This is a genomic window from Sinomicrobium endophyticum (assembly GCF_052983315.1).
Window position 1 is genome coordinate 79,653 of sequence record NZ_JBRKIS010000030.1, and the last position, 22,138, is coordinate 101,790.

Below are 22,138 nucleotides of genomic sequence, written 5' to 3' on the forward strand. Positions count from 1 at the left end.
CAATGAAAATAGTAGATTTTTCAGTTAAAAACTATCAGTTTACCATCGTTATATGTTTGCTTTCGAGCTGCTTAGGGTTGAATTCTTTCCTGAATATGCCCAGGGGGGAAGACCCGGTGATCAATTCTCCATCCTTTTCCATTACTGCCATTTATCCCGGTACGAGTCCGCAGGATATGGAAAAACTCATTGTAAAACCTATAGAAGAAAAAATAAACAGTTTAGACGATGTTCAAAAAATAACATCGGATATAAACGACGGGGTTTCAAAAACGTCTGTAAAATTTGATTATGGAGTAAATGTTGATGAAAAGTACAATGAAGTCATACGGGAGGTAAACAGCTTAAGGGATCAGTTACCTGGCGATCTACAGGAACTTAAAATTAACAGATCGGACCCTTCGAACGTAAATACGTATCAAATTGCCCTGGTTAGCGAAACGGCTTCCTATAAAGAATTGTATGATCGGGGCGATGAATTGAAAACGCAAATAGAAAAGGTTGGAGCCGTTAAACGGGTTGAATTATTGGCTTATCCTACACAACAGATCCAGGTAAATATTAACCCCGTAAAACTGGCAGAAAATAATATTTCTGTAGACCAGATCATGGCGGCTATAAGTGGAGAAGCTGCAAATCTTCCGGCAGGAAGTCTGCATTCCGGCGATAAAAAATATAATGTACAAACCAGTGGAGACTATCAAAGCCTAAACGAAATAGAGAATACGATTGTAGGCTCTTCGGGGAGCAATATTTTGTTTCTTAAAGATATAGCTACTGTTCGGTCCGGGTATGAAAAGGAAAGTTACTTAGGCCGTTACAACAGTAAGCGATGTATATATATAGCCGTAAGTGAAAAACGCAGGACCAATATCATAAAGGATTATGATCAAATTGCCCCGATTATAGATGATTTTTCGAAAACCCTGCCCAGCCATATCACATTAGAAAATAATTTTATTCAGGCAAATGATGTAAAACACCGGTTAGACCATTTCTTCAGGGACTTTGCTATCGCCATTATTTTGGTCATTTTCACATTAACACCGCTTGGTTGGCGGGCATCGTTGGTGGTTATGATCTCGATTCCCCTTTCCATAGCCATCGGACTTTTTCTTTTAGATTTTTTAGGATATACCATTAATCAGTTGACTATTGTAGGCTTGATCGTAGCCCTGGGGATACTGGTTGATGATAGTATCGTGGTCATTGAAAATATTGAACGTTATTTAAGAAACGGGTATTCTCCATATAAGGCAGCTATTGAAGCAACCCATCAAATCGGGGTGGCAATCTTAGGCTGTACCGCCATTCTCATCGTATCTTTTATACCTTTGGTGTTTTTACCGGACACCTCGGGAGAATTTATCAGGAGTATGCCCATGGCCGTTATTACTACGGTATTAGCTTCCCTTTTCGTATCGTTGACTATAGTTCCTTTTTTAGCCAGTTTATTATTGAAAAAGCATGAACATGAAGGAGGCAATATTATTCTGAGAAAATTGCAAAAAGGCATCAATAAAGTTTACAGTCCGGTATTGCACCTTGCGTTATCACGTCCATACGCTACTATTTTTATTGCTGTAGCACTATTTGTCGGAAGCATTGCCCTGGTGAATGTGGTTGGGTTTAGCCTTTTTCCCAAGTCGGAAAAACCGATGTTCCTGATCAATATAGAAACTCCTTTAGGCACTAACCTCTATAAAACAGAAGAGGTTACCAGAAATATCGAAAATGAGGTTTTAAAAGATGAAAAGATAAAAGCCGTCCATACGAATATCGGGAAAGGAAATCCAAGGATTTATTATAACGTGGATACCCACGAAACAGCCGAAAATTTCGCCCAGTTATTTATCCGTACAGAGGTAATGGATTTTGAAGACCTCGAAGCCACCATTGAAAAGTTCAGAGGAAAATTTAACAATTATCCCGGGGCCAGAATTGAAGTCAAACAATTTGAACAAGGTCCCGGCGTAGAAGCGCCTATTGCCATAAGGATATTTGGGGACAACCTGGATTCCCTGCGGGTGTATTCGGAAAAAGTTGAAAATATCATCAAGCAAACGGAAGGCATAATTTATCCGAACAACTTACTTCAGACATACCAGACAGATTTAAAGATAGCTATCAATAAGGACAAAGCCGCTTTATTGGGAATACCCGTAAACACGATTGACAGGATGATCCGGATGGCGATAAGCGGCCTTAATATTGCGGATTATAAAGATGAAAAAGGTGACAACTACAAAATCAATCTTTCTATCATGGATGCTGGCAGAACTCCCACGCCGGATATTCTTAAGGAACTATATATAAAAACGCCTTCAAATGAGAGTGTCCCTTTAAATCACCTGGCAGATCTGGAGTACAAAACTTCTGTTCCCCTGGTTAAGCGTTATAATAAAAACAGGTATGCACTGGTAACCAGCAATGTAAAGAACGGGTATAATATTCAGGAAGTAACCCACGAAATACTTGAAAAAATCCAACAGATAAAACTCCCGGAAGGTTATCGTTTTATGGCGGCAGGAGAATTGGAAAGCAGCCAGGAAAGCTTTGCAGGTTTAGGAACAATTATCCTGATCACCGTTTTCGGTTTTATTGCTATTCTTCTTTTAGAATTCAAAACCTTCAAAAGTACCCTTATTGTACTATCGGTTATTCCTTTGGGAATAGTAGGAGCGGTGGCCATATTATTTATCACCGGAAATACCCTTTCGTTCATGGCTACCATAGGAATAATAGCCTTAGCGGGAATAGAGGTTAAAAATTCCATCCTTTTGGTCGATTTTACCAATCAGCTCCGCGAAGAAGGAATGGGCATAGATGAAGCCATTGAACTTGCAGGAGAAACCCGGTTTTTACCCATTATTTTAACTTCTTGTACCGCCATATTGGGACTTGTGCCCCTGGTACTGGAAAACTCCCCTTTTTACTCCCCGTTAGCCTTGGTTATTATAGGCGGTCTTATAAGTTCTACCATACTCACAAGATTGGTAACTCCCGTAGTTTATAAACTAATAGCGCCTTCAGTCACTTTACATAAAACACCCGATAAAAATTGATATTCAAACCAGATAACCGTAATTCTCAAAAATATGAAAAAGATTTTGTTTATAGCATTACTATCATCGTCAGCTATTTATGCACAGGAATCTAATGATTCCGTTAAGAAAAAGGTAGCAAAAGAAATTACAGATAAATTCCCAGGCACTCGTTTTTTAGACATTCAGTACGAGCAATTCACCCCTACTGATTATACTTCGGAATTGGAAAACAGAGATTTAGAAGAAGGAACCATAAAAAGCCAAAAACGGGTTAAAGTCGCTTTAAATTTTCCTATCGTCAAAAAAAAGAAATATGTAATAAGTGGTTCTGTAAGATATAAATATGATTCTTTCGAATTTTCGGATGTGGAAAATAAACTGGATCCGGAAAACAGTTTGTTTCACGACGGGCAGGAAAACTTTCATTATTTCAGTACCGCTTTGAATTTTACTTATTTCTCCAAGTTATTTGGAAAAACATTTATCTATAATGGTTCCATTACCGCTGATGGATCCGATAAAGGATATGAACGAATAAATGCCGTGCTTATAGGAAGCCTGGTACTCAAACGCACAGAACAGACAACAATAACTGCAGGTTTACTGGTGCAAACCAAAAGGACATCCATATTTCCGGTGTTACCTGTTTTTTCTTATGAGCACAAATTTCAAAGTTCGCCCTGGACCTTGGATGTAGTATTGCCCAAATATGTCTATTTTAGAAGGACTTTATTTGGTCGTGACCGCCTGTCGCTTGGTCTGAATTTTGACGGGGAAGATGTATTCGCTTACCCAAACCAGCCCCGTTTTCAGGATGATTATGCATACAGACGAAATGAAATAAAAACCGGGTTCATATATGAATATAAATTGAGTAATAAAATTTTCACCACATTTCAGGGGGGAGTTTCAACCATTTTCAGTGGACAATTACGGGAAATAAACTCGGTTGATCAAATTATTACCACTACGCAGGATATCAATGGTTATTTTAATATAGGCATTTCATTCAATCCTTTCTAAAAAAACAAGATTTTGCTTATAGAATACGATATATCTTTAAAGGCCATCTCCACCTGAACGAATCCGGATATTATTAAAACTCCCGGCACGGCACAGACCAGTTTTCGTATGTGGAGATGCGGCAGACATGTGCACAGGCCCTGAACTTTTATTTTCCAGAAAGTTTGCTATTTGAGTTAGCCGCTGGTTTCTTTTGAAATAAACACGGGGTAGAACACCTCGTGTTTTGAGAATATAGCACGTGATATGATGATATAACGGATATTAAACAAAAATTTAAAAAAGTCTCCGGAAACTCTATATTTTATCGTCAAAAAAAACTTCCCTAAGCCTTTGATACGCCTTCGATACCTGGTTTTCCACAGTTTTGATGGAAATGTCTAATTTTTCCGCTATTTCCCTGTATTTTAATCCATTGAATTTGTGTAGTGTAAAAATCTCTTTACATTTCGGAGGCAGATCTTCGATGGCTTTTTGAAGTATTTCATAGTTCCGGGAAGCCTCTTTTAGATCACTCTTATCTTCCAGGAAATTTTCGAGATACATGTTATCCGAAAGGGAAACAGTGTTCTTATCCCCCCGAAGGCTATTGATAAACCTATTATGGCAAGAGCGGAAGAGATAGCTTTTTACGGACGAATTTATAGCAAGTGATTGGTGTTGTTCCCATATTTTTACAAAAGTCCCCTGGACGATATCTTCAGCTTTGGCCCTGTCGTTACACAAACTGAATACATAACGTACCAAATCGTCGTACAACGCTTCAAAAATAAATTTAAAGGCATCGCCGTTTCCCGATTTAAGAGCGGTTATTAATTCGGTGCTATTTTCAAGGGAATACTTCATTAACTTCCGTGTAAATCATTATTTAAAGAAAAAATAATTTTGTTTTAACAAAAATGAAAAAAAAAATATGAATCCGGCGTAGGGGTTTTTTAAAACCTTTGTGTCTTGTTGTAAAAAGCCCCTTGTCGTAGTATTATGGAAAAAAAACGATTTCAACATTTATTACATAAGTATTTCTCCGGTGATATATCGGATGAAGAACAATATGATCTTGACGAGTTGTTAAAGGACGAGTCTTATGCAGAGGAGTTTAAAACCTATGCACGATTAAACAAACGTATTTCGGAATTGTCGTATAAACCAACACCTCCGGAAAAAAAGAAAGTGATCCTGGATAAGATCATGGAACATCCGGGAACAAAAAGAAAAGTATTTACGATCCCTGTATTCTTTAAATATGCAGCAGCCGTCGTGGTTTTACTTGGACTTGGTTTTATAATGACGAACAAGAGGTCAAATACTCCGGGCCAGTTGATCGTAGAAGACAACCCGGTGATACTCCATTTGTCGGATACCTTGATAAAATCTTTACAGGGAACGGACTATACCATGATCAACGCTTCGGAAGATATACAGGTAGAACAGGCCGGGGATACGATAAAATATATGGCTACCGGAGAAAAAGGTACCCTGGCCTATAACGAAATAGATGTCCCGCATGGAAAAACAGCAATTTTAGTTTTGAGTGATGGCAGTCGTGTTACACTCAATGCAGGGACCTGGCTGAAATTTCCCCGGAATGCAGGAGTTACCGGTACCCGGGAGGTCTATGTAAAAGGGGAGGCCTATTTTGATGTGGCGAGAGATACGTCCAGGCCCTTTGTGGTACATGCTGATGATGTCAATATCCGGGTGCTGGGAACGCATTTTAATGTCAATAATTACGAATCCGATACCACGGTCAATACGGTTCTTGTGGAAGGGAAAGTGGCACTCTATGCAGATACAGATCGCTATGACGAGAAAGAGTCCCTCGTCATCCGTCCCGGAACAATGGCCGTTTTTGACAAGGCCGGGCAACCTGTCAATACCCATACTGTGGATACTTCGTTATACACTTCATGGATGCAGGGGGAATTGATCTTTGAAGGTGCTCATTTTTCTGACATCATACAGAGCCTGGAACGGAAATTTAATGTGGAAATAGAAAACCGGAACAGCGGGTTGGCGAAAGAGAAGTTTACGGCTAAATTCAAAGAAGAATCCATTCAGCAGATTTTAAAATCATTTCAGCAAAGCTACCCTTTTGAATATACGATAAAGAAGAATAAAATAATTATCAACTAACCAATAAAAACTAAAATGAAAACCTAAAGTACACACGGGCCTTGAACAAAAAAATCGGAAAATGTAGCCGCATTTCCCGATTTGTGTTCATTGATTTACAGAAATAAACCAACTAATTCAAAACAAAAGTATGAAAAAACTCATTAACACAATGAGGCAAAGTTCTTTTGCCTTAAAATTTGACCTGAAAATGAGACTTGCACTACTACTTCTTTTCATTTCCCTATTCCGCATTCAGGCAAGCTCTTACTCACAGAACGTCAAAATTTCTGTCGACCTGGAACAAGTAACAGTGGGTGAATTTTTCAAAACTGTGGAATCCATGACCTCCTATCGGTTTTTGTATAATCACAGGGATGTGAATATTTCCCGGAAGATCAGTGTATATGCCTGGAAAGAGCCTTTATCCCTGGTGTTAAACAGGGTCTTTAAAGACACGAACATTTCCCACCGCGTAGTTGATCATCAAATCGTGCTAAACACATTTACCTCAAAAACCGTTAAATCGGATGGCAGGGATGACCTGCAGGAGAAGCTGATCTCCGGGAGGGTCATGGATAAAAATGGCATGCCTTTGCTCGGCGTGACGGTATTGATCAAGGGAACACAGCAAGGGACTTCAACAGATGAAGAAGGACATTTTGAAATTATAGCTGAGGAGGGCGATATTCTGGTCTTCAGTTATATCGGGTTTTCGAAAAGGGAAATACCTGTAGGAGCGGAACAGGAGATCAACGTGAGGTTAACCGAACAAGCCAATGAACTCGGCGAGATCACGGTTACAGGATACCAGACCATTTCGAGTGAACGAACTACAGGTTCGTTTTCTAAATTAAAAACCGATGATTTTAAATCGCAACGCCTGAACAGCCTGGATGCCGTACTGGAAGGCCGGATCGTTGGATACCAGGATGGGGTTATTCGGGGCGTAACCTCCATGAATGGTTTAACAACACCATTGTATGTCATAGATGGATTTCCTGTTGAAAAGACCAGGTATGATGGAATTTATGGCCTGGAGGAAAATCTACCGGATTTAAATATTGAAGATATTGAGAGTATAACTGTTCTTAAAGATGCCGCCGCCGCCTCCATTTACGGCGCCCGTGCTGCCAATGGTGTCGTTGTGATCACAACTAAAAAAGCCAAAGCAGGAGAAACGAACATTTCATTTTCTAGCAATTTGACGGTATCCCCTTATAAATATTACACAGGCAATCTGACCAATTCGGCTGATATTATCGGGTTAGAACAGGAATGGGCCAATGGTAATCCCAACCTTCAAGGTGCCGGTTCAGCGGCTTATGCTTCCTCCTTACTGGATAATGCCGTATATACCAGCCAGGGGATGCAAACACTTTTAAATTATTATGCAGGGAATATTTCAGAAAGCGAATCGAATAGTGTTTTAGGCAGATTAGGAGCATCCGGGTTTCAATACTATGATGATCTGGATAAATATGCCAAAAGGGATCAATACTACCAACAGTATAATATTAGCTTCGGTAGGGCTACCAAAAATAATAGTTTCAACGCCTCGGTGACCTATAAGGACAATAAGTTCGAGGATCGTTATTCGGAAGACAATTCCCTGGGGATCAATTTGAGGAATTCTACTGAAATTACGGATTGGCTGACCATGGATGTCGGAACCTATATCCATTTCAACAATGCGGATGAACAGGCCTACGATGCTTTAAACCCCGGCTTTGTATACCAGCCTTACAACAGGCTGGTAAATGAAGATGGAACTTCATTTACCTCTACTGCGGCATCACGGTACAATAATTCAACCCTTCAATCCCTGGATACCTATAATATGTATAATATGGATATAACCCCAATGGATGAATTGGGAAGAAACATAAGAGAACGCAAAAACTTTTTAAACAGGACCTATGCGAAGTTCAATGTCAAACTAAGCGATGCTTTTTCTTATAGCGCTATGTTCCAATACGAATATGGCGTGGAGCGTATAAACCAGTTAAAAGATAAAAATTCATATGAGGTTCGGCAGCGGGTGAATAGCCTGGCTACCATTTCACCGGGAAATATGGCCGTGTATAATTTGCCTTATGGAGACATCTCCTTTAATAGCAATCAGTATTCAAATGCATATAATTTCCGTCAGCAATTGAATTTTGATAAATTATTTAATAATATTCACGATGTAAGTATCATTGCCGGAACGGAAATGCGCCATTCCAAATTAGAATACAGCGATTATACCCGTTATGGCTACGACTCCCAGACCTTAACTTTCACACCTGTTAACCAGGCCGATTTGCTACAGGTCTACGGTTCGGTTTTTGGAGGATATATGTCTCAAAACGATTTTTCAGCCGAAAGGGAATTGCTCAACCGTTACGTTTCTGTTTATGGTAATGCGGGGTATACTTACGATGCCAGATATACCGTTACGGGTAGTTTGCGTTGGGACCGATCCAACTTATGGGGGACGGATAACAAGTATCAAAACAAACCGACATGGTCAGCCGGGGCGAGTTGGAATATAGACAACGAAACCTTTTTTAAACCGTCCTGGGTAAATATGCTTAAACTTCGTTTTTCTTATGGTATCGGGGGGAATGTTGCCAAAAATTCAGCGCCGTATTTAACGGCATATTACAGGTCTAACAATAATGTAGGGGGTATACAGGGAAACGTACAATCCAGGCCGAACCCGGAATTATCCTGGGAAAAAACAACCACCACCAACATAGGGATTGATTTTTCCATATTCAATAACCGGTTAAAGGGAACCGTAGATCTGTATAATAAAAAAGGAGAAGACCTGTTGGCTAACAGTAATGGCGTTCCGACAGAAGGTTGGGGATATTCTACCTATACGCTGAACAATGGGGAAATGACCAACCGGGGTATAGAGATCAGTCTTGATGGCAGTATTTTGAGAACCCCGAATTTCTCCTGGGATGCCGGACTGTTGTATGCTTACAATAAAAACAAGGTAACTTATGTAAATGTAGAAGCCCCGGCGTATTACTTGCAGCTGGATCATTCTTCAGCCTATCCCAGGGTCGGGAAGAACTTTAATTCCATATACGGATACAAATGGGCGGGTTTGAGCAATACTGGCCTACCACAGGTTTATGACGCATCGGGGGCTGCGGTATCTTATAACCCGGCCGACCTGGAAGCTATTGAAGATTACGGTACAACCGTACCGGTGCAAAGCGGATCGTTCAGAACATCAATATCTTATAAGAAATTTTCGCTTTCAGCCCTTTTTATTTACGAGTTAGGGCATAAGATCAGAAATACGTTTTTACCCATGTTCAATAACAGTTACTCAGGTGCTACGGGGGGCTATATTACCAATATAAGAACGGTAAACGATCGTATCAGGGACCGCTGGTTAAACCCCGGGGACGAGGCACATACGGATGTACCCCGTACGGTATATGAATACGATCCGGATTATAGCTACGACCTGCAATCCATTTATTCCTATGCAGACGTGAATATCCTGGATGCTTCAAACCTGCGGTTGAGCAATGTGTCATTGGCCTATCAAACGTCTGAACTGGCTTTCGGACTGGGTATAGAGAATATTCGCATAAATTTTAATGTGGAAAATGTTTTTACCATAGCCCGAAGCAGGGATGCGAAGTACCTGTTGGGAGGGTACCAAACTCCGAATTTTGTGCTTGGGTTTAACGTGAATCTCTAATTTTAAAAATGAACAGATGAAAAAAATATATATTACCATCATATGTCCTTTGTTATTAGCCGTCGGGATAACTTCCTGCGAAGATTATTTAGACGATATACCAAAAGGGTCTAAAGTACCACAAGCATTAGCCGATTTTGAAGCTTTGATAAGGGATGAATACACCAATCATATGGTTAATGTAAATCAGGCTTTGTACCTGTTGAATGACAGTTATTTAACAGAATCGACACTGTCCTTATATCCATTATATAAAGCCAATTATCTCTGGGATGAATCCGCAGATCGTATCGCTTTGAACCGGGCGGATGAAGCAACATATTATTCAGGCTATGCTGCAATTTCCACCTATAATTTAATCATTGAAAATGCTTTGGAAACAACAGAAGCCACGGAAGCCGAACAAAGAGCGCTTTGGGCGCAGGCCAAAGTATTAAGGTCCATGAGCTATTTTAATCTGGCTAATTATTATGCCGATACTTATGAAACCTCTACCGCATCCGAAAAACTGTCTGTACCCGTAATTACCAGTGCAGATATCAATGCACCGAGTGAACAGGTGAGTATTCAGGAATTATATGATTTTATATTGAAAGATATGGAAGAAGCCTTGCCTTATTTGCCAGGGGGTTCTTCAACCGTATTGCACCCAAACCTGGGGACGGGTTACGCCTTTCTGGCGCGGGTGTATTTGCAAATGAGCAATTACGAACAGGCATTGAATTATGCCGATAAGGCCTTGGAGGAAAATAATAGCTTATACGACTGGACAGCCTATTATAACGACAATAAATCTATTATAGAAGACCCGGACACTTATATAAGTACGCCTTCACCAATGGGATTCGATTATGTCGAAAACTATAATTATCGCCATGGAGCCCTTTCCAGGATTAGTACCGAGAATAACATCCCGGTAGAACGGGCACAACGATTTGAAGAAGGAGATGCCTGTTTTTTATCCCGTTGGAAAATCAGGACTGTAGGCGCAGAGACGTTTTATAACTCGACCTTGTCAGGATATTTTAATAAGGGGGGAATTACCACTGCGGAGGTTTATTTAATAAAAGCCGAATGTTTAGCCCGTCAGGCTAAAATAGGTGATGCCATGGCAGTGTTAAATAAGGTGCGCAAAACCCGGATTTTACCGGATGTTTACCAGGATTTAACCGCAGCAAACGAAGCAGAGGCCATGGAGGTTATTCTAAGAACCAAAAAGAACGAACTTATTTTAACCTTAATTCCTTTTTGCGATACCCGTCGTTTAAATGCTGAAGGTATATATACCACTGGTTTTACCAAAAACTATCAAGGAGAAACATATTCCCTGACCCCGGATTCCCATTTATGGACCATGCCGTTTCCCCAGGGGGCTACGGATAACCCGGGAAATGGTACTATAACCCAAAATGTAGATAAATAATAACCGGATAAAAGAGGAAGTCTGAGCAAAGGAGATGTCTAAAAAGTCTTTTAACTACTAAGATCACAAAGAATACACAAAGAACGTAAATCTTTAAGTTGTTGATTATGATATATTTAATGTTTTGAGTGCTTTGTGCCTACTCCATGCTCTTTGTGGTTTTAACTATTTTTGAAACTTTTTAGACAAGCTCTATTTACACAACTGTCAAAAATTAAAAATCTATAAAATATGAAAGCAATAAAATGGAGCATATTGTGCTTTGGTGTCGTTCTTTTAGTGTCGTGTGCGGAAAAGAAGGAACAGGAAGGATATGCAATTACAGGAAATATTCAAGATTTGAATAACGGAGTCGTGTACCTGGAACCGGTAGACGAAGAAGGAAAACGGGATTCTTCGCTTGTCGAAAATGGCAAATTTGGCTTTGACGGGGTATTGGAAGAACCGCTCCGTTACAGGTTAACGCTAAAAGGGAAAGAAGATAACGGGTTGTACTTTATTCTGAGTAATGATGCTATTGAAATTCAGGTTAAAAAAGACTCACTTTTCAAGGGAAAGGTTACAGGAGCTTCAACACAAGAAGTGTACCGGAGTTATTACAATAATGAATTTGAAGAACTCCGGGACATGGCAGGGCCTGTTTACAAATTATCAGATTCGATCACCCGGCAGGGAAAAGTGGAAATGACTCCGGAGCAAAGAACCATGATGGATAAAAAATGGAATGAGTTAGACGAAAAATTAATTTCAATAACTACGGATTTCGTACTTGAGCATCCCAATTCCATAGCCTCGGCACTGATCATTCAGGACAGGTATATTATGTACCCGAATTTAGAAGTGGCCGACAAATTGTATAGCAATCTTACCCCGGAAGTTCAGGAATCCTATTATGGGAAACAGCTGCATGCTTCACTGACGAAAATGAAGAAAACGGCTGTGGGGAGTAATGCCCCTGACTTTACCCAACCTGACCGGGATGGAAATATGGTCAGTCTTTCGGATTTCAAAGGGCAGTATGTTTTTCTAGATTTCTGGGCAAGCTGGTGTGCGCCTTGCAGAAAAGAGAATCCCAATGTCTTAAAAGCTTACCGGAAATATCATGAAGCGGGCTTAGAGATCGTGGCTGTTTCTCTGGATGACAAAAAAGACAAGTGGGAAAAAGCCATTAAAGAGGACGGATTGACATGGCTTCACCTTTCGGACCTCAGTGGGTTTGAAAATAAAGTAGCCCAGGAATACGGTGTTCAGGCCATTCCCCAGAATTTTTTGATCGACCCGCAGGGACAAATTATCGGTAAAGATTTAAAGGGAGAAGACCTGCAGGAAAAATTAAAGGAAGTTTTTGAACCAGTCAACTGACCAAAGTCCGTGTCAAACAGCATTTAAAGTTTCGGGCCTAAGTGGGGTAATGGCAATCCGGCTAATAGCGTTTATTAGACCTTTTGAGTTCTGTATTACCCTTTGTGAACCTCTTTGCAATCTTTGTGAGTCTCCGTGTAATAACACAATGAATACAGGCTGTTACACAGAGAAGCACTGAAATACACATTTAAAAATCGGCATACAGAAATTTCACCGGGAGTTCCCAGGTGAACAGGGAGCTGTTTGCATAATCTTATCGAATCTAAACAAAGAAATTATCATGAAAAACAATATTTTGGGATTGCTCTGCTTTTTAATCGTAGCAGTCGTCCCGGCCCAGGTTTCGGACAAATTCAAAAAAAATAAGGAATTGGGAGGGATCGAGGAATACGAATACCGGCCCAACGGTTTAAACATATTGTTACTGCCGGACAACAGTACCCCGGTGGTGACCGTACAGATCGTATATCACGTGGGTTCCACTGACGAAGTCAGCGGAACGACCGGGGCCACGCATTTACTCGAACATTTGATGTTCAAGGGAACGCCGAAGTTCAACAAGAGAAAAGGCACGGCCATTTTTTTCACACTTCAGAACGTCGGGGCTAGAATGAACGCGACAACATGGTACGATCGTACCAACTATTTTGAGACCATCCCCAGTGACAAACTCGAACTGGCCCTGGAAATAGAGGCCGACCGGATGCGAAATTCCCTTTTACTGGAAGAAGATAAGGCAAGTGAAATGACGGTGGTGCGCAATGAATTTGAGCAAGGAATGAACAGCCCTGCAAGGCTGTTGCAAGACCAGATATGGTCTACGGCCTATATGGCCAGTCCATACCATCATTCTACCATAGGCTGGAGATCAGACATAGAAAATGTACCTATGGAAAAACTCCGGGAGTTCTACGATACCTATTACTGGCCAAACAATGCCACACTTACTGTTGTCGGGGATTTTCAAAAGGATGAGGTTTTTCAGTTGGTGGATAAATATTTCGGAAAGATCTCAAGGTCTCCGCAGGAGATCCCGCAATCCTATACTACAGAACCGGAACAGTTAGGCCCCCGTAAACTTGTAGTCAAAAAGCCCGGAACCGTCGGTATTATAACCAGGGCATATAAGATCCCGGGGAAACTCCATGACGATTATCCCGCCCTTGAAATTTTGTCCGATCTTTTGGCGGCAGGTCCTTCTTCAATTTTAAACAAAACCTATGTGGATACCGGAATAGCCTTGTATGCCGGGGCCAGGGCAAACGCTTTCAAAGGTGCCGGGTTATTTACGATTGAGTTGGGTATAAACACCGAAAAAGAACACGAAGACATTGATTCAAAACTGGTAGTGGCTATAGATAGTATTAAAAACCTGGATTTTGACCAAAGTGATATCGATCGTATCCTTTCCAAAAAGGTAGCACAAAATACATTGTACAGAGATGGCTCCGGAGTGATCTCTTCCACGCTGACCGAAGCCATTGCATCCGGTGATTGGACCAGTTATGTTACCGATATTGAAAAACTGAAGAAAGTGACCCGGGAAGACGTTAAAAGGGTAGCCCGAAAATACCTGGACATAGATCAAAGTACCACCGGGTATTTTATTCCTGAAAACAGGGATTCAAAACAAGGAGGAAATCCCGGTTCGCAGGAGAATGAGAAAGGAACGAAATTATTTTTCAGGGATCCCGGCCTCGTCGTGGAAACAGAAGCAGAAGTACCATCCCGAAGAGAAGGTGATCTCAATGCTGTTACGGGAATTGACTCTGAAATAAAAAGAAAGGAAGTGGCGGATATAGATGTCATTAGCCTGAAAACCTCTGCCAAAAACTTTGTTTCCGTAAATGCGAGCCTCTCGATCGGCGATTATATGGAATCCGGGGAGAATGAGTTGATCCCCATGCTCACTGCATACATGCTAAACAAGGGAACACAGCAAAAAAATAAGATAGAATTTTCCCAGGCGCTGGAAAAATTAGGGGTGAATATCTTTGCATCGGCTTCCGACCGGAACATCAATTTTTCCTTTAAATGCCTGAAGAAAGATATTCCCGAAGTAATAAGCCTGCTTGCCGAAGAATTGAAGACCCCTTTGTTCGAGAGCGATGAATTTAACCTCCTGAAGGGACAGCTTAAAGGCAATATGAGCGAACAGATCAATGACCCGGGAAGACAGGCAAGGATCAAGCTGTTGCAGACCATTTACAAACCCGGTCACCCGAATTACGCAAAATCGACGGAAAAAAACCTGGAATTGCTCGACAAGGCTGCGATAGAAGAAGTAAAAGCCTTTCACCAAAAGTATTTCGGCCCGGCCTCGTTCCGCATGGTGATAGTCGGCGATGTCGATGAGGAAGAAGTGTACGGGGCACTGCGCCATAGTTTTTCCAACTGGAAGGGCGGAATTCAGGAGGATATATCCGTTAGAAAAGGGGAGGAGATAGCAAAGATCAAATCCCGGAAAGTAGAGGAAGTCTTTATTCCCGAAAAAAGCAGTGCGGAATTATTGATCGGTCAATATACCGGTTTGAATGAAAAAGATCCGGATTATATACCGTTTTACCTGGCAAATTCGATTTTAGGGTCCGGATTCTCAGGAAGGCTCATGGCAACTGTCCGCGATAATGAAGGCCTTACTTACGGAATAGGCTCCAGGCATTCCGGCGATGATCTGACAGGTGGATATTGGACTGTAAGTGGCACTTTTAACCCGGATTTGATGGATAAAGGCTACCAGTCCACCATGAGGGAAATCAATAAATGGTATGCCGATGGAGCGACAAAGAAAGAAGTGGAAAATATAAAATCCTACCTCGTGGGAAGCTACAAAGTAGGGATGTCAACTACAGGAAGGCTGGCCGGTACCATCCTGAATGTTGTAAATAAGGGTAATGAACCGGAGTACATTTATGAGTATCCGTCCAGAATAATGAAACCCGGTCTGGATGAGGTAAACAAAGCCATCAAAAAATACCTGGACCCTGAAAAACTGGTTATTATAAAAGCAGGAACACTGGAAAACAAAGATTAACCGTATGAGAAAAACAAGGTTTTGCCATATAAAACGCTTTGCATTATTCCTGGTTATCGGACTGACCGGAATGTTAAACGCCTCGGGGCAAATTTACGATCCCGTAAAGTGGACGACAGAAGTTGAAGCCGTTTCCGGTCACGAGTATATTTTATGGATAAAAGCATCCATAATGCCCGGCTGGCATATGTATTCCCAGTCCGTTCCTGACAATGGTCCGGTAGCTACGGAATTTTCTTTTGAGGAATCCCGAACATATAGCCTGGTAAATACTGTCGAAGAGGAAAAAGGCCATACGGTCCACGACCCTGTATTTGATATGGAGATCACCTATTTTTCCGATTCGACCGCGTTTTCGCAAAAGATCAAAACTGACGGCGAAGAAGGCTTTACCATTGAAGGAGAAGTCACCTACATGGTCTGCGATGAACAGCGCTGTCTTCCGCCGGAAACAAAAAAGTTGAGTTTCACCATTCCCGGAAAAGGAAACAAGGCAGTGATTCCTGCCGGGAAGGATAGTGAGGGAACCAATACGATGAAGACCGCGAAAGATTCCGGACCTGTTAAAGCTACGGAAGAAGAACGCGCGAAAACCCGTAAAAGCAGGAAAGGGCTCTGGGGTATTTTTTTCATAGCCTTTTTATCAGGTTTTGCAGCCCTGTTAACACCCTGTGTATTTCCCATGATCCCCATGACCGTAAGTTTCTTTACCAAACAGAGCAAGACAAGGGCAGCCGGGATTAAAAATGCTGTATTTTACGGTATTTCCATCGTTGTGATCTATGTGTTTTTAGGATCATTAGTAACAGCTGTTTTCGGAGCAGATTCCCTGAATGCGTTATCCACCAATGTCTGGTTTAACGTGATCTTCTTTTTACTGCTGGTGGTATTTGCCGCCTCGTTCCTGGGAGCTTTTGAGATCGTACTGCCGTATTCATGGGCTAATAAAGTAGACAGTCAGGCCAATAAAGGGGGAATCATAAGCATCTTATTTATGGCCCTGGCCCTGGCTATTGTATCCTTTTCCTGTACCGGTCCCATTGTCGGGACCCTGTTGGTGGAAGCTGCCAGCAAAGGCGGATTGGCCCCCGTCATCGGGATGCTGGGCTTCTCCCTGGCTCTGGCCTTGCCATTCATGTTATTTGCCATGTTCCCGGGATGGTTAAATTCTTTACCGCGATCGGGAGGATGGCTGAACTCGGTAAAAGTCGTTTTAGGCTTCCTGGAACTGGCCCTGGCCTTTAAGTTCTTATCCAATGCCGACCTGGTATTACAATTGCACTGGCTGGAAAGAGAAGTGTTTATCGCTATCTGGATTGCCATTTTCGGTATTCTGGCACTATACCTCTTCGGGAAGATCACCCTGCCACACGATTCACCGCTAAAACACATTTCCGTGAGCCGGTTAGGCTTAGGGCTATTGGTATTGTCATTTACTATCTACCTGGTCCCCGGTCTTTGGGGGGCGCCGTTAAAACTCATCAGCGGTTTCCCGCCGCCCATGCACTATAGCGAGTCCCCGTACGGAGTAGGTTATACCAAAAGCGGGGGAAGCAGTGTTGCACATGCCGAATTACCCGAAGGCGCACACTATGGCCCTCACGATATTGTAGCCTTCCTCGATTATGAAAAAGGGATGGCCTATGCCCGAAAAGTACATAAACCGGTGATGATAGATTTTACCGGCCATGCCTGCGTAAACTGCAGGAAGATGGAAGAGCGCGTATGGAGCGAAAGCGAAATATTAAACATCCTGAACAACGAGATCGTGCTCATTTCCCTGTATGTTGACGATAAACGCGAATTGCCTGAAAGCGGGCAGTACGTATCCGAAACCACCGGAAAGGAGATAAAGACCATAGGGAATAAATGGAGTGATTTCCAGATCACCAGGTACAGAGCCAATGCACAACCGTACTATGTGCTGGCAGATAACGAAGGGAATAACCTTAATGAACCTGTCGGGTATACACCCGATATTGACGCATATGAGACTTGGTTAAAAGAAGGAATTCAAAACTACACTAAAAACGAATAACGATGAAAAAACTGAGTTTAATGGTAATGGTCCTGGGATTTCTCCTTGCAGGCTGCAATACCTCCTCCAAAAAGGAGCGGACCCTGGAAGATTTAAAACAGATGGATTCCGTAGAAGTTAAGAAAGAGATCGAACAATTACTGGAAAGTGATGATGAGAAAGATTATCAATTGGCGGTAAATTATTACAGGAGCACAGGGAACAACAAAGAAATAGAAACGATCATGGACAAAGCCATTGCAAAGTTTCCTAAGGGAGAATTTGCGGCTATCAGGATGGCAAACACGATCTATACGGAAAAAGACCCGGACCTGAAAATCGAAAAACTAAACACCTACCGCAGTGAATTCCCGGATCAAGATCCGGGCATGGCCTATTTTGATGTGACGGCAACCCTTATGGAAGCCGGAAGGAAAGAAGAAGCATTAGCCTACTACGATAAAAACAGCAAAAAAAGCAGGTTCCGGTATTATGCTACGAAATTTATTGTAAATGGTATGGATGATGATTCCATTACGGATAAGCTCAACTTTGTTAAGGAAGAGCTAAAGAATGCAGAGACTTACCTGGTTCTCGAAGAAGGAAATCGTATGGGCAAAGAACATGTTTTTAACGATTTGAAACTCAGTCTGGCCAACCTGACGGAAGAAGCCGGTAATCCGGAAGAAGCCGTGAATATCATCGGGGATGTGTATACGAACTCCGAAAGGAAAAGCAATGCGGTAACGTTGACCTATGCCGCCATGTTAACCCGGTCCGGAGATTATGAAAAAGCCTTTCCCCTGTTGGAAAAGGCCGTTTCCGAAGGCATTGCAACAAAAGATATTAAGGAATATTTAAAGCTGGCCTATACCTCGCTGCGAAAGAAAGATTACGACGGATACTTAAAAGAATTGCAGTCCGCCCTGGCCGAAAAAACCAAAGAGCACCTAAAAGAAATTATGGTCGATAAACCGTCACCTTCTTTTGAGTTAAGGGATGCGCAAGGAAAACCGGTAACCAATGAGGACCTTAAAGGCAAAATTTTAGTCCTGGATTTTTGGGCAACATGGTGCGGCCCTTGTAAAAAATCTTTTCCGGGGATGCAGATGGCTGTAAATAAATATAAAAATGATCCGCAGGTTAAATTCTTATTTGTCCACACCTTTGAAAAAGGGGAGGACTCTTTGACAGAGGCCCAGACATATCTGGAGGATAATAACTATGACTTTGATCTCTATATGGACTATAAAAACCAGGAGACCAAAGAAAATAATGTAGCAAAAGCTTTTGGTATAAATGGTATACCGACAAAAGTGATTATTGATGCTCAGGGAAACATCCGGTTTCAGGTTGTTGGATTCAGCGGAGGAGGAGATGACACCCTGGTCGAAGAGCTGTCCGCTATGATCGAAATGGCCGGAGCTAATAGTTAATTACCGTAAAAACAGCTTCTGAGTTATACATTTATTTTCAGATCATGATCAACATATTAAAACTCATATGCTTTATAAAATGAAAAAGCTTTTCAAAAAAATCCTGACTTCGTGTTTTTCTGTGTGTCTGTGGCTCTCTGTGTAATAGCGCCTGCATTCATTATGTTATTACACGGAGACTCACAAAGGTTGCACAGAGGTTCACAAAAGATATAGAAATTAAAAGTATAACTCAAAAAAACTTAAACTGCCTTTAAAAGCATGGAAGTACACTTAGAAGAACATTTTAAGGCTTTTCGAAATAATATTATAGGACATCAGTGTAGTTTTCAATCGCCGTACGGCCTGCAAAAAGTATTGTACGCCGATTGGATTGCTACCGGAAGATTGTACGGTCCGATAGAAAAAAAGATTGCGGAAGAGATCGGCCCCTTTTTTGCCAATACGCATTCCTTTTCCAGTGAAACGGGGAAAATAACCTCCGCTCTCTATAAAGAGGCGCGTAACGTGATAAAGAAGCATGTCAATGCTAACGATGATGATATCCTGGTCACTACAGGTTCGGGAATGACAGGTGCGTTGGCCTGCCTTCAAAGGATTTTGGGAATCCGGAAATACCAGTACCGGGATCCCGGAGAAAAACCGGTCGTGTTCATCAGCCATATGGAGCACCATTCCAATCATGTGTCGTGGCTGGAGACCCATGCCGATGTCGTCATTGTACCACCGGACGAGTATTTAAAACCCGGTGTAGGTCATTTGGAAGAACTATTGAAAAAATACAAAGACCGCAAACTGAAAATAGGCTCATTTACCGCTTGCTCCAATGTAACCGGGGAGATCATCGATTATAGAAAACTGGCTGAATTAATGCATGCTTATGGCGGGTTATGTTTTCTCGATTTTGCAGCCTCTGCCCCTTATGTACATATGGATATGCACCCGGAAAACGAGGATGAACGCCTGGATGCCATTTTCTTTTCCCCTCACAAATTTTTAGGAGGGCCGGGGGCCTGTGGAGTCCTTGTCTTCAATAAAAGCCTGTATAAAAATGAAGTACCCGATCACCCGGGAGGGGGAAATGTAAAGTGGACAAACCCCTGGGGAGAATATTCCTATTTCGAAGATATTGAAACAAGAGAAGATGGTGGGACCCCCGGGATTTTACAGACGATAAAGGCTGCTCTGGCGATGAAACTAAAGGAAAAAATGAATCCCGCCCTGATGGCTTTAAAAGAAGAAAAACTGCTTGCCCTGTTTTACAAGGAGTTGGAAGGTACCCGGGAAATAAGATACCTGGGAGACTTTGAAACTAAACGTATCGGATGTGTGTCTTTCAATATTGAAGACGTACACTACAATCTGGTGGTCCGGTTGTTAAATGACCGTTTCGGGGTCCAGGTGAGGGGTGGCTGGTCCTGTGCCAGTACGTTCGCACACTACCTGTTTGGCCTTGATAAATCATCCTCATCGGTTGTGATGAGCGAAATTGCCCGGAAAAACCTGGGAAACAAACCGGGCTGGGTGCGCCTTTCTTTACATCCTACCATGGAGCCCGAAGAGGTCAGATATATCGCAATGGCCATTCGACAGATCATAAAACATAAGGTAGAATGGGGAAAAGATTATAAATACAACCCGGCTAACAATGAATTTGAACCTTTTAAAATGCCTGACCGGAATCTAAACTTAGATAATGTGTTTAATATTTCGTAAAAAGGGGAAGAAGAAAAGGCCATTAAAATTGAAAATAAAAAGTATTATGAAAGAAAATATAAAATGCCTTATCATCGGGTCGGGGCCGGCAGGTTACACGGCGGCAATTTATGCCGCCAGGGCAGGTATGACCCCCGTTTTATACCAGGGTACACAACCGGGAGGACAGTTAACAACGACAAATGACGTGGAAAACTTTCCCGGCTACCCGGAGGGCATAACAGGCCCTGAAATGATGGTCCGGTTACAGCAACAGGCCCAACGTTTCGGAACAGACATCAGGGATGGTTGGGCTACCAAAGTAGATTTTACCGGTACTGTACATAAAGTATGGATAAACGATACGGAAGAACTTCATTGCGATACCGTGATCATAGCTACCGGAGCCTCGGCAAAATACCTGGGATTACCGTCGGAACAAAAATACCTGAAATCAGGAGGAGGTGTTTCGGCCTGTGCGGTATGCGATGGCTTTTTCTACAGAAACCAGGAAGTGGTTATCGTTGGAGCTGGTGATTCCGCTTGTGAAGAAGCCCATTATCTCTCCAAATTGTGCAGTAAAGTAACCATGTTGGTAAGGCGTGATGAATTCAAGGCCTCCGACATAATGGAAGCAAGAGTTCGCAAAACAAAAAGTATTGAGATTTTATTCCATACGGAAACGGAAGAAATCCTGGGTGACGGACAATTGGTGACCGGTGTCCGTGTTAAAAACAATGTCACGGGTGAGATCACGGAAATACCCGCAACCGGATTTTTCGTGGCCATAGGGCATAAACCGAATACAGATATATTTAAAGACCATCTCCGGCTGAACGAAACAGGGTATATTATTAATACTCCGGGCACGGCACAGACCAGTGTGGAAGGTGTTTTTGTATGTGGAGATGCGGCCGATCACGTTTACCGGCAGGCGATTACCGCGGCAGGGACCGGGTGTATGGCTGCACTGGAAGCCGAACGCTATTTATCTTCGGTTGAATGGAGTGCCGTTGAATAAGAACGCATACAGTATTTAACTGTAAATTTTGTTAGTAGGGTAAAACCTGGTTGTCAAAAGAAACATTACTAAACTTTTGTTCTCATGTAAGTTAGTATTTGAGTTAGCTACTGGTTTCTTTTGAAATAAACACGGGGTGGATAAAACCCCGTGTTTTACATAGAACAAAATTCCTGATCATTTTGGGAATGGAGATTATGAAATTTTGCTTTTCACCAAAACAACTGTAATATTTCAGGGCGTTCCGGATTGG

The 22,138-nt window shown here is 42.0% G+C and carries 12 protein-coding genes; 11 read left to right on the plus strand and 1 reads right to left on the minus strand.

Annotation, left to right across the window (positions count from 1 at the left end; genetic code table 11):
* Positions 1 to 2: 2 nt before the first annotated feature.
* On the plus strand, positions 3 to 3,065 hold the full coding sequence (locus ACVBDU_RS12250) for an efflux RND transporter permease subunit (RefSeq protein ID WP_447180044.1): 3,063 nt from the start codon (positions 3 to 5) through the stop codon (positions 3,063 to 3,065).
* A gap of 33 nt (positions 3,066 to 3,098) precedes the next feature.
* Positions 3,099 to 4,070, plus strand: coding sequence for a DUF6268 family outer membrane beta-barrel protein (locus ACVBDU_RS12255; RefSeq protein WP_447180045.1), 972 nt, complete (start codon positions 3,099 to 3,101; stop codon positions 4,068 to 4,070).
* Between the two features lie 297 nt (positions 4,071 to 4,367).
* Here the strand turns inward: ACVBDU_RS12255 and ACVBDU_RS12260 are convergent, their stop codons facing one another.
* On the minus strand, positions 4,368 to 4,916 hold the full coding sequence (locus tag ACVBDU_RS12260) for an RNA polymerase sigma factor (protein ID WP_447180046.1): 549 nt from the start codon (positions 4,914 to 4,916) through the stop codon (positions 4,368 to 4,370).
* 135 nt (positions 4,917 to 5,051) lie between these two features.
* Between ACVBDU_RS12260 and ACVBDU_RS12265 the strand changes: the two genes are divergently transcribed.
* From ACVBDU_RS12265 to trxB, 9 genes are all read left to right on the plus strand, one after another.
* Complete coding sequence (locus ACVBDU_RS12265) at positions 5,052 to 6,203, plus strand: FecR family protein (protein WP_447180047.1); 1,152 nt, start codon at positions 5,052 to 5,054, stop codon at positions 6,201 to 6,203.
* 130 nt (positions 6,204 to 6,333) lie between these two features.
* Positions 6,334 to 9,894: a SusC/RagA family TonB-linked outer membrane protein gene (locus ACVBDU_RS12270; RefSeq protein ID WP_447180048.1), complete on the plus strand. Its 3,561-nt coding sequence runs from the start codon at positions 6,334 to 6,336 to the stop codon at positions 9,892 to 9,894.
* Between the two features lie 16 nt (positions 9,895 to 9,910).
* Positions 9,911 to 11,317: a RagB/SusD family nutrient uptake outer membrane protein gene (locus ACVBDU_RS12275; RefSeq protein WP_447180049.1), complete on the plus strand. Its 1,407-nt coding sequence runs from the start codon at positions 9,911 to 9,913 to the stop codon at positions 11,315 to 11,317.
* A gap of 231 nt (positions 11,318 to 11,548) precedes the next feature.
* Entirely contained in the window at positions 11,549 to 12,679 is a 1,131-nt protein-coding gene (locus ACVBDU_RS12280) for a redoxin domain-containing protein (RefSeq protein ID WP_447180050.1), read from the plus strand.
* 283 nt (positions 12,680 to 12,962) lie between these two features.
* Entirely contained in the window at positions 12,963 to 15,716 is a 2,754-nt protein-coding gene (locus ACVBDU_RS12285) for a M16 family metallopeptidase (RefSeq protein ID WP_447180051.1), read from the plus strand.
* Between the two features lie 4 nt (positions 15,717 to 15,720).
* Positions 15,721 to 17,754 (plus strand): protein-disulfide reductase DsbD family protein, encoded by a 2,034-nt coding sequence (locus ACVBDU_RS12290; RefSeq protein WP_447180052.1) that lies wholly within the window; start codon positions 15,721 to 15,723, stop codon positions 17,752 to 17,754.
* Between the two features lie 2 nt (positions 17,755 to 17,756).
* Positions 17,757 to 19,169: a TlpA family protein disulfide reductase gene (locus ACVBDU_RS12295; RefSeq protein ID WP_447180053.1), complete on the plus strand. Its 1,413-nt coding sequence runs from the start codon at positions 17,757 to 17,759 to the stop codon at positions 19,167 to 19,169.
* 261 nt (positions 19,170 to 19,430) lie between these two features.
* Positions 19,431 to 20,885 (plus strand): aminotransferase class V-fold PLP-dependent enzyme, encoded by a 1,455-nt coding sequence (locus ACVBDU_RS12300; RefSeq protein WP_447180054.1) that lies wholly within the window; start codon positions 19,431 to 19,433, stop codon positions 20,883 to 20,885.
* Between the two features lie 46 nt (positions 20,886 to 20,931).
* A complete protein-coding gene (gene trxB, locus ACVBDU_RS12305) occupies positions 20,932 to 21,885 on the plus strand; it encodes a thioredoxin-disulfide reductase (protein WP_447180055.1) in 954 nt (317 codons plus the stop codon).
* The last annotated feature ends 253 nt before the right edge of the window (positions 21,886 to 22,138 follow it).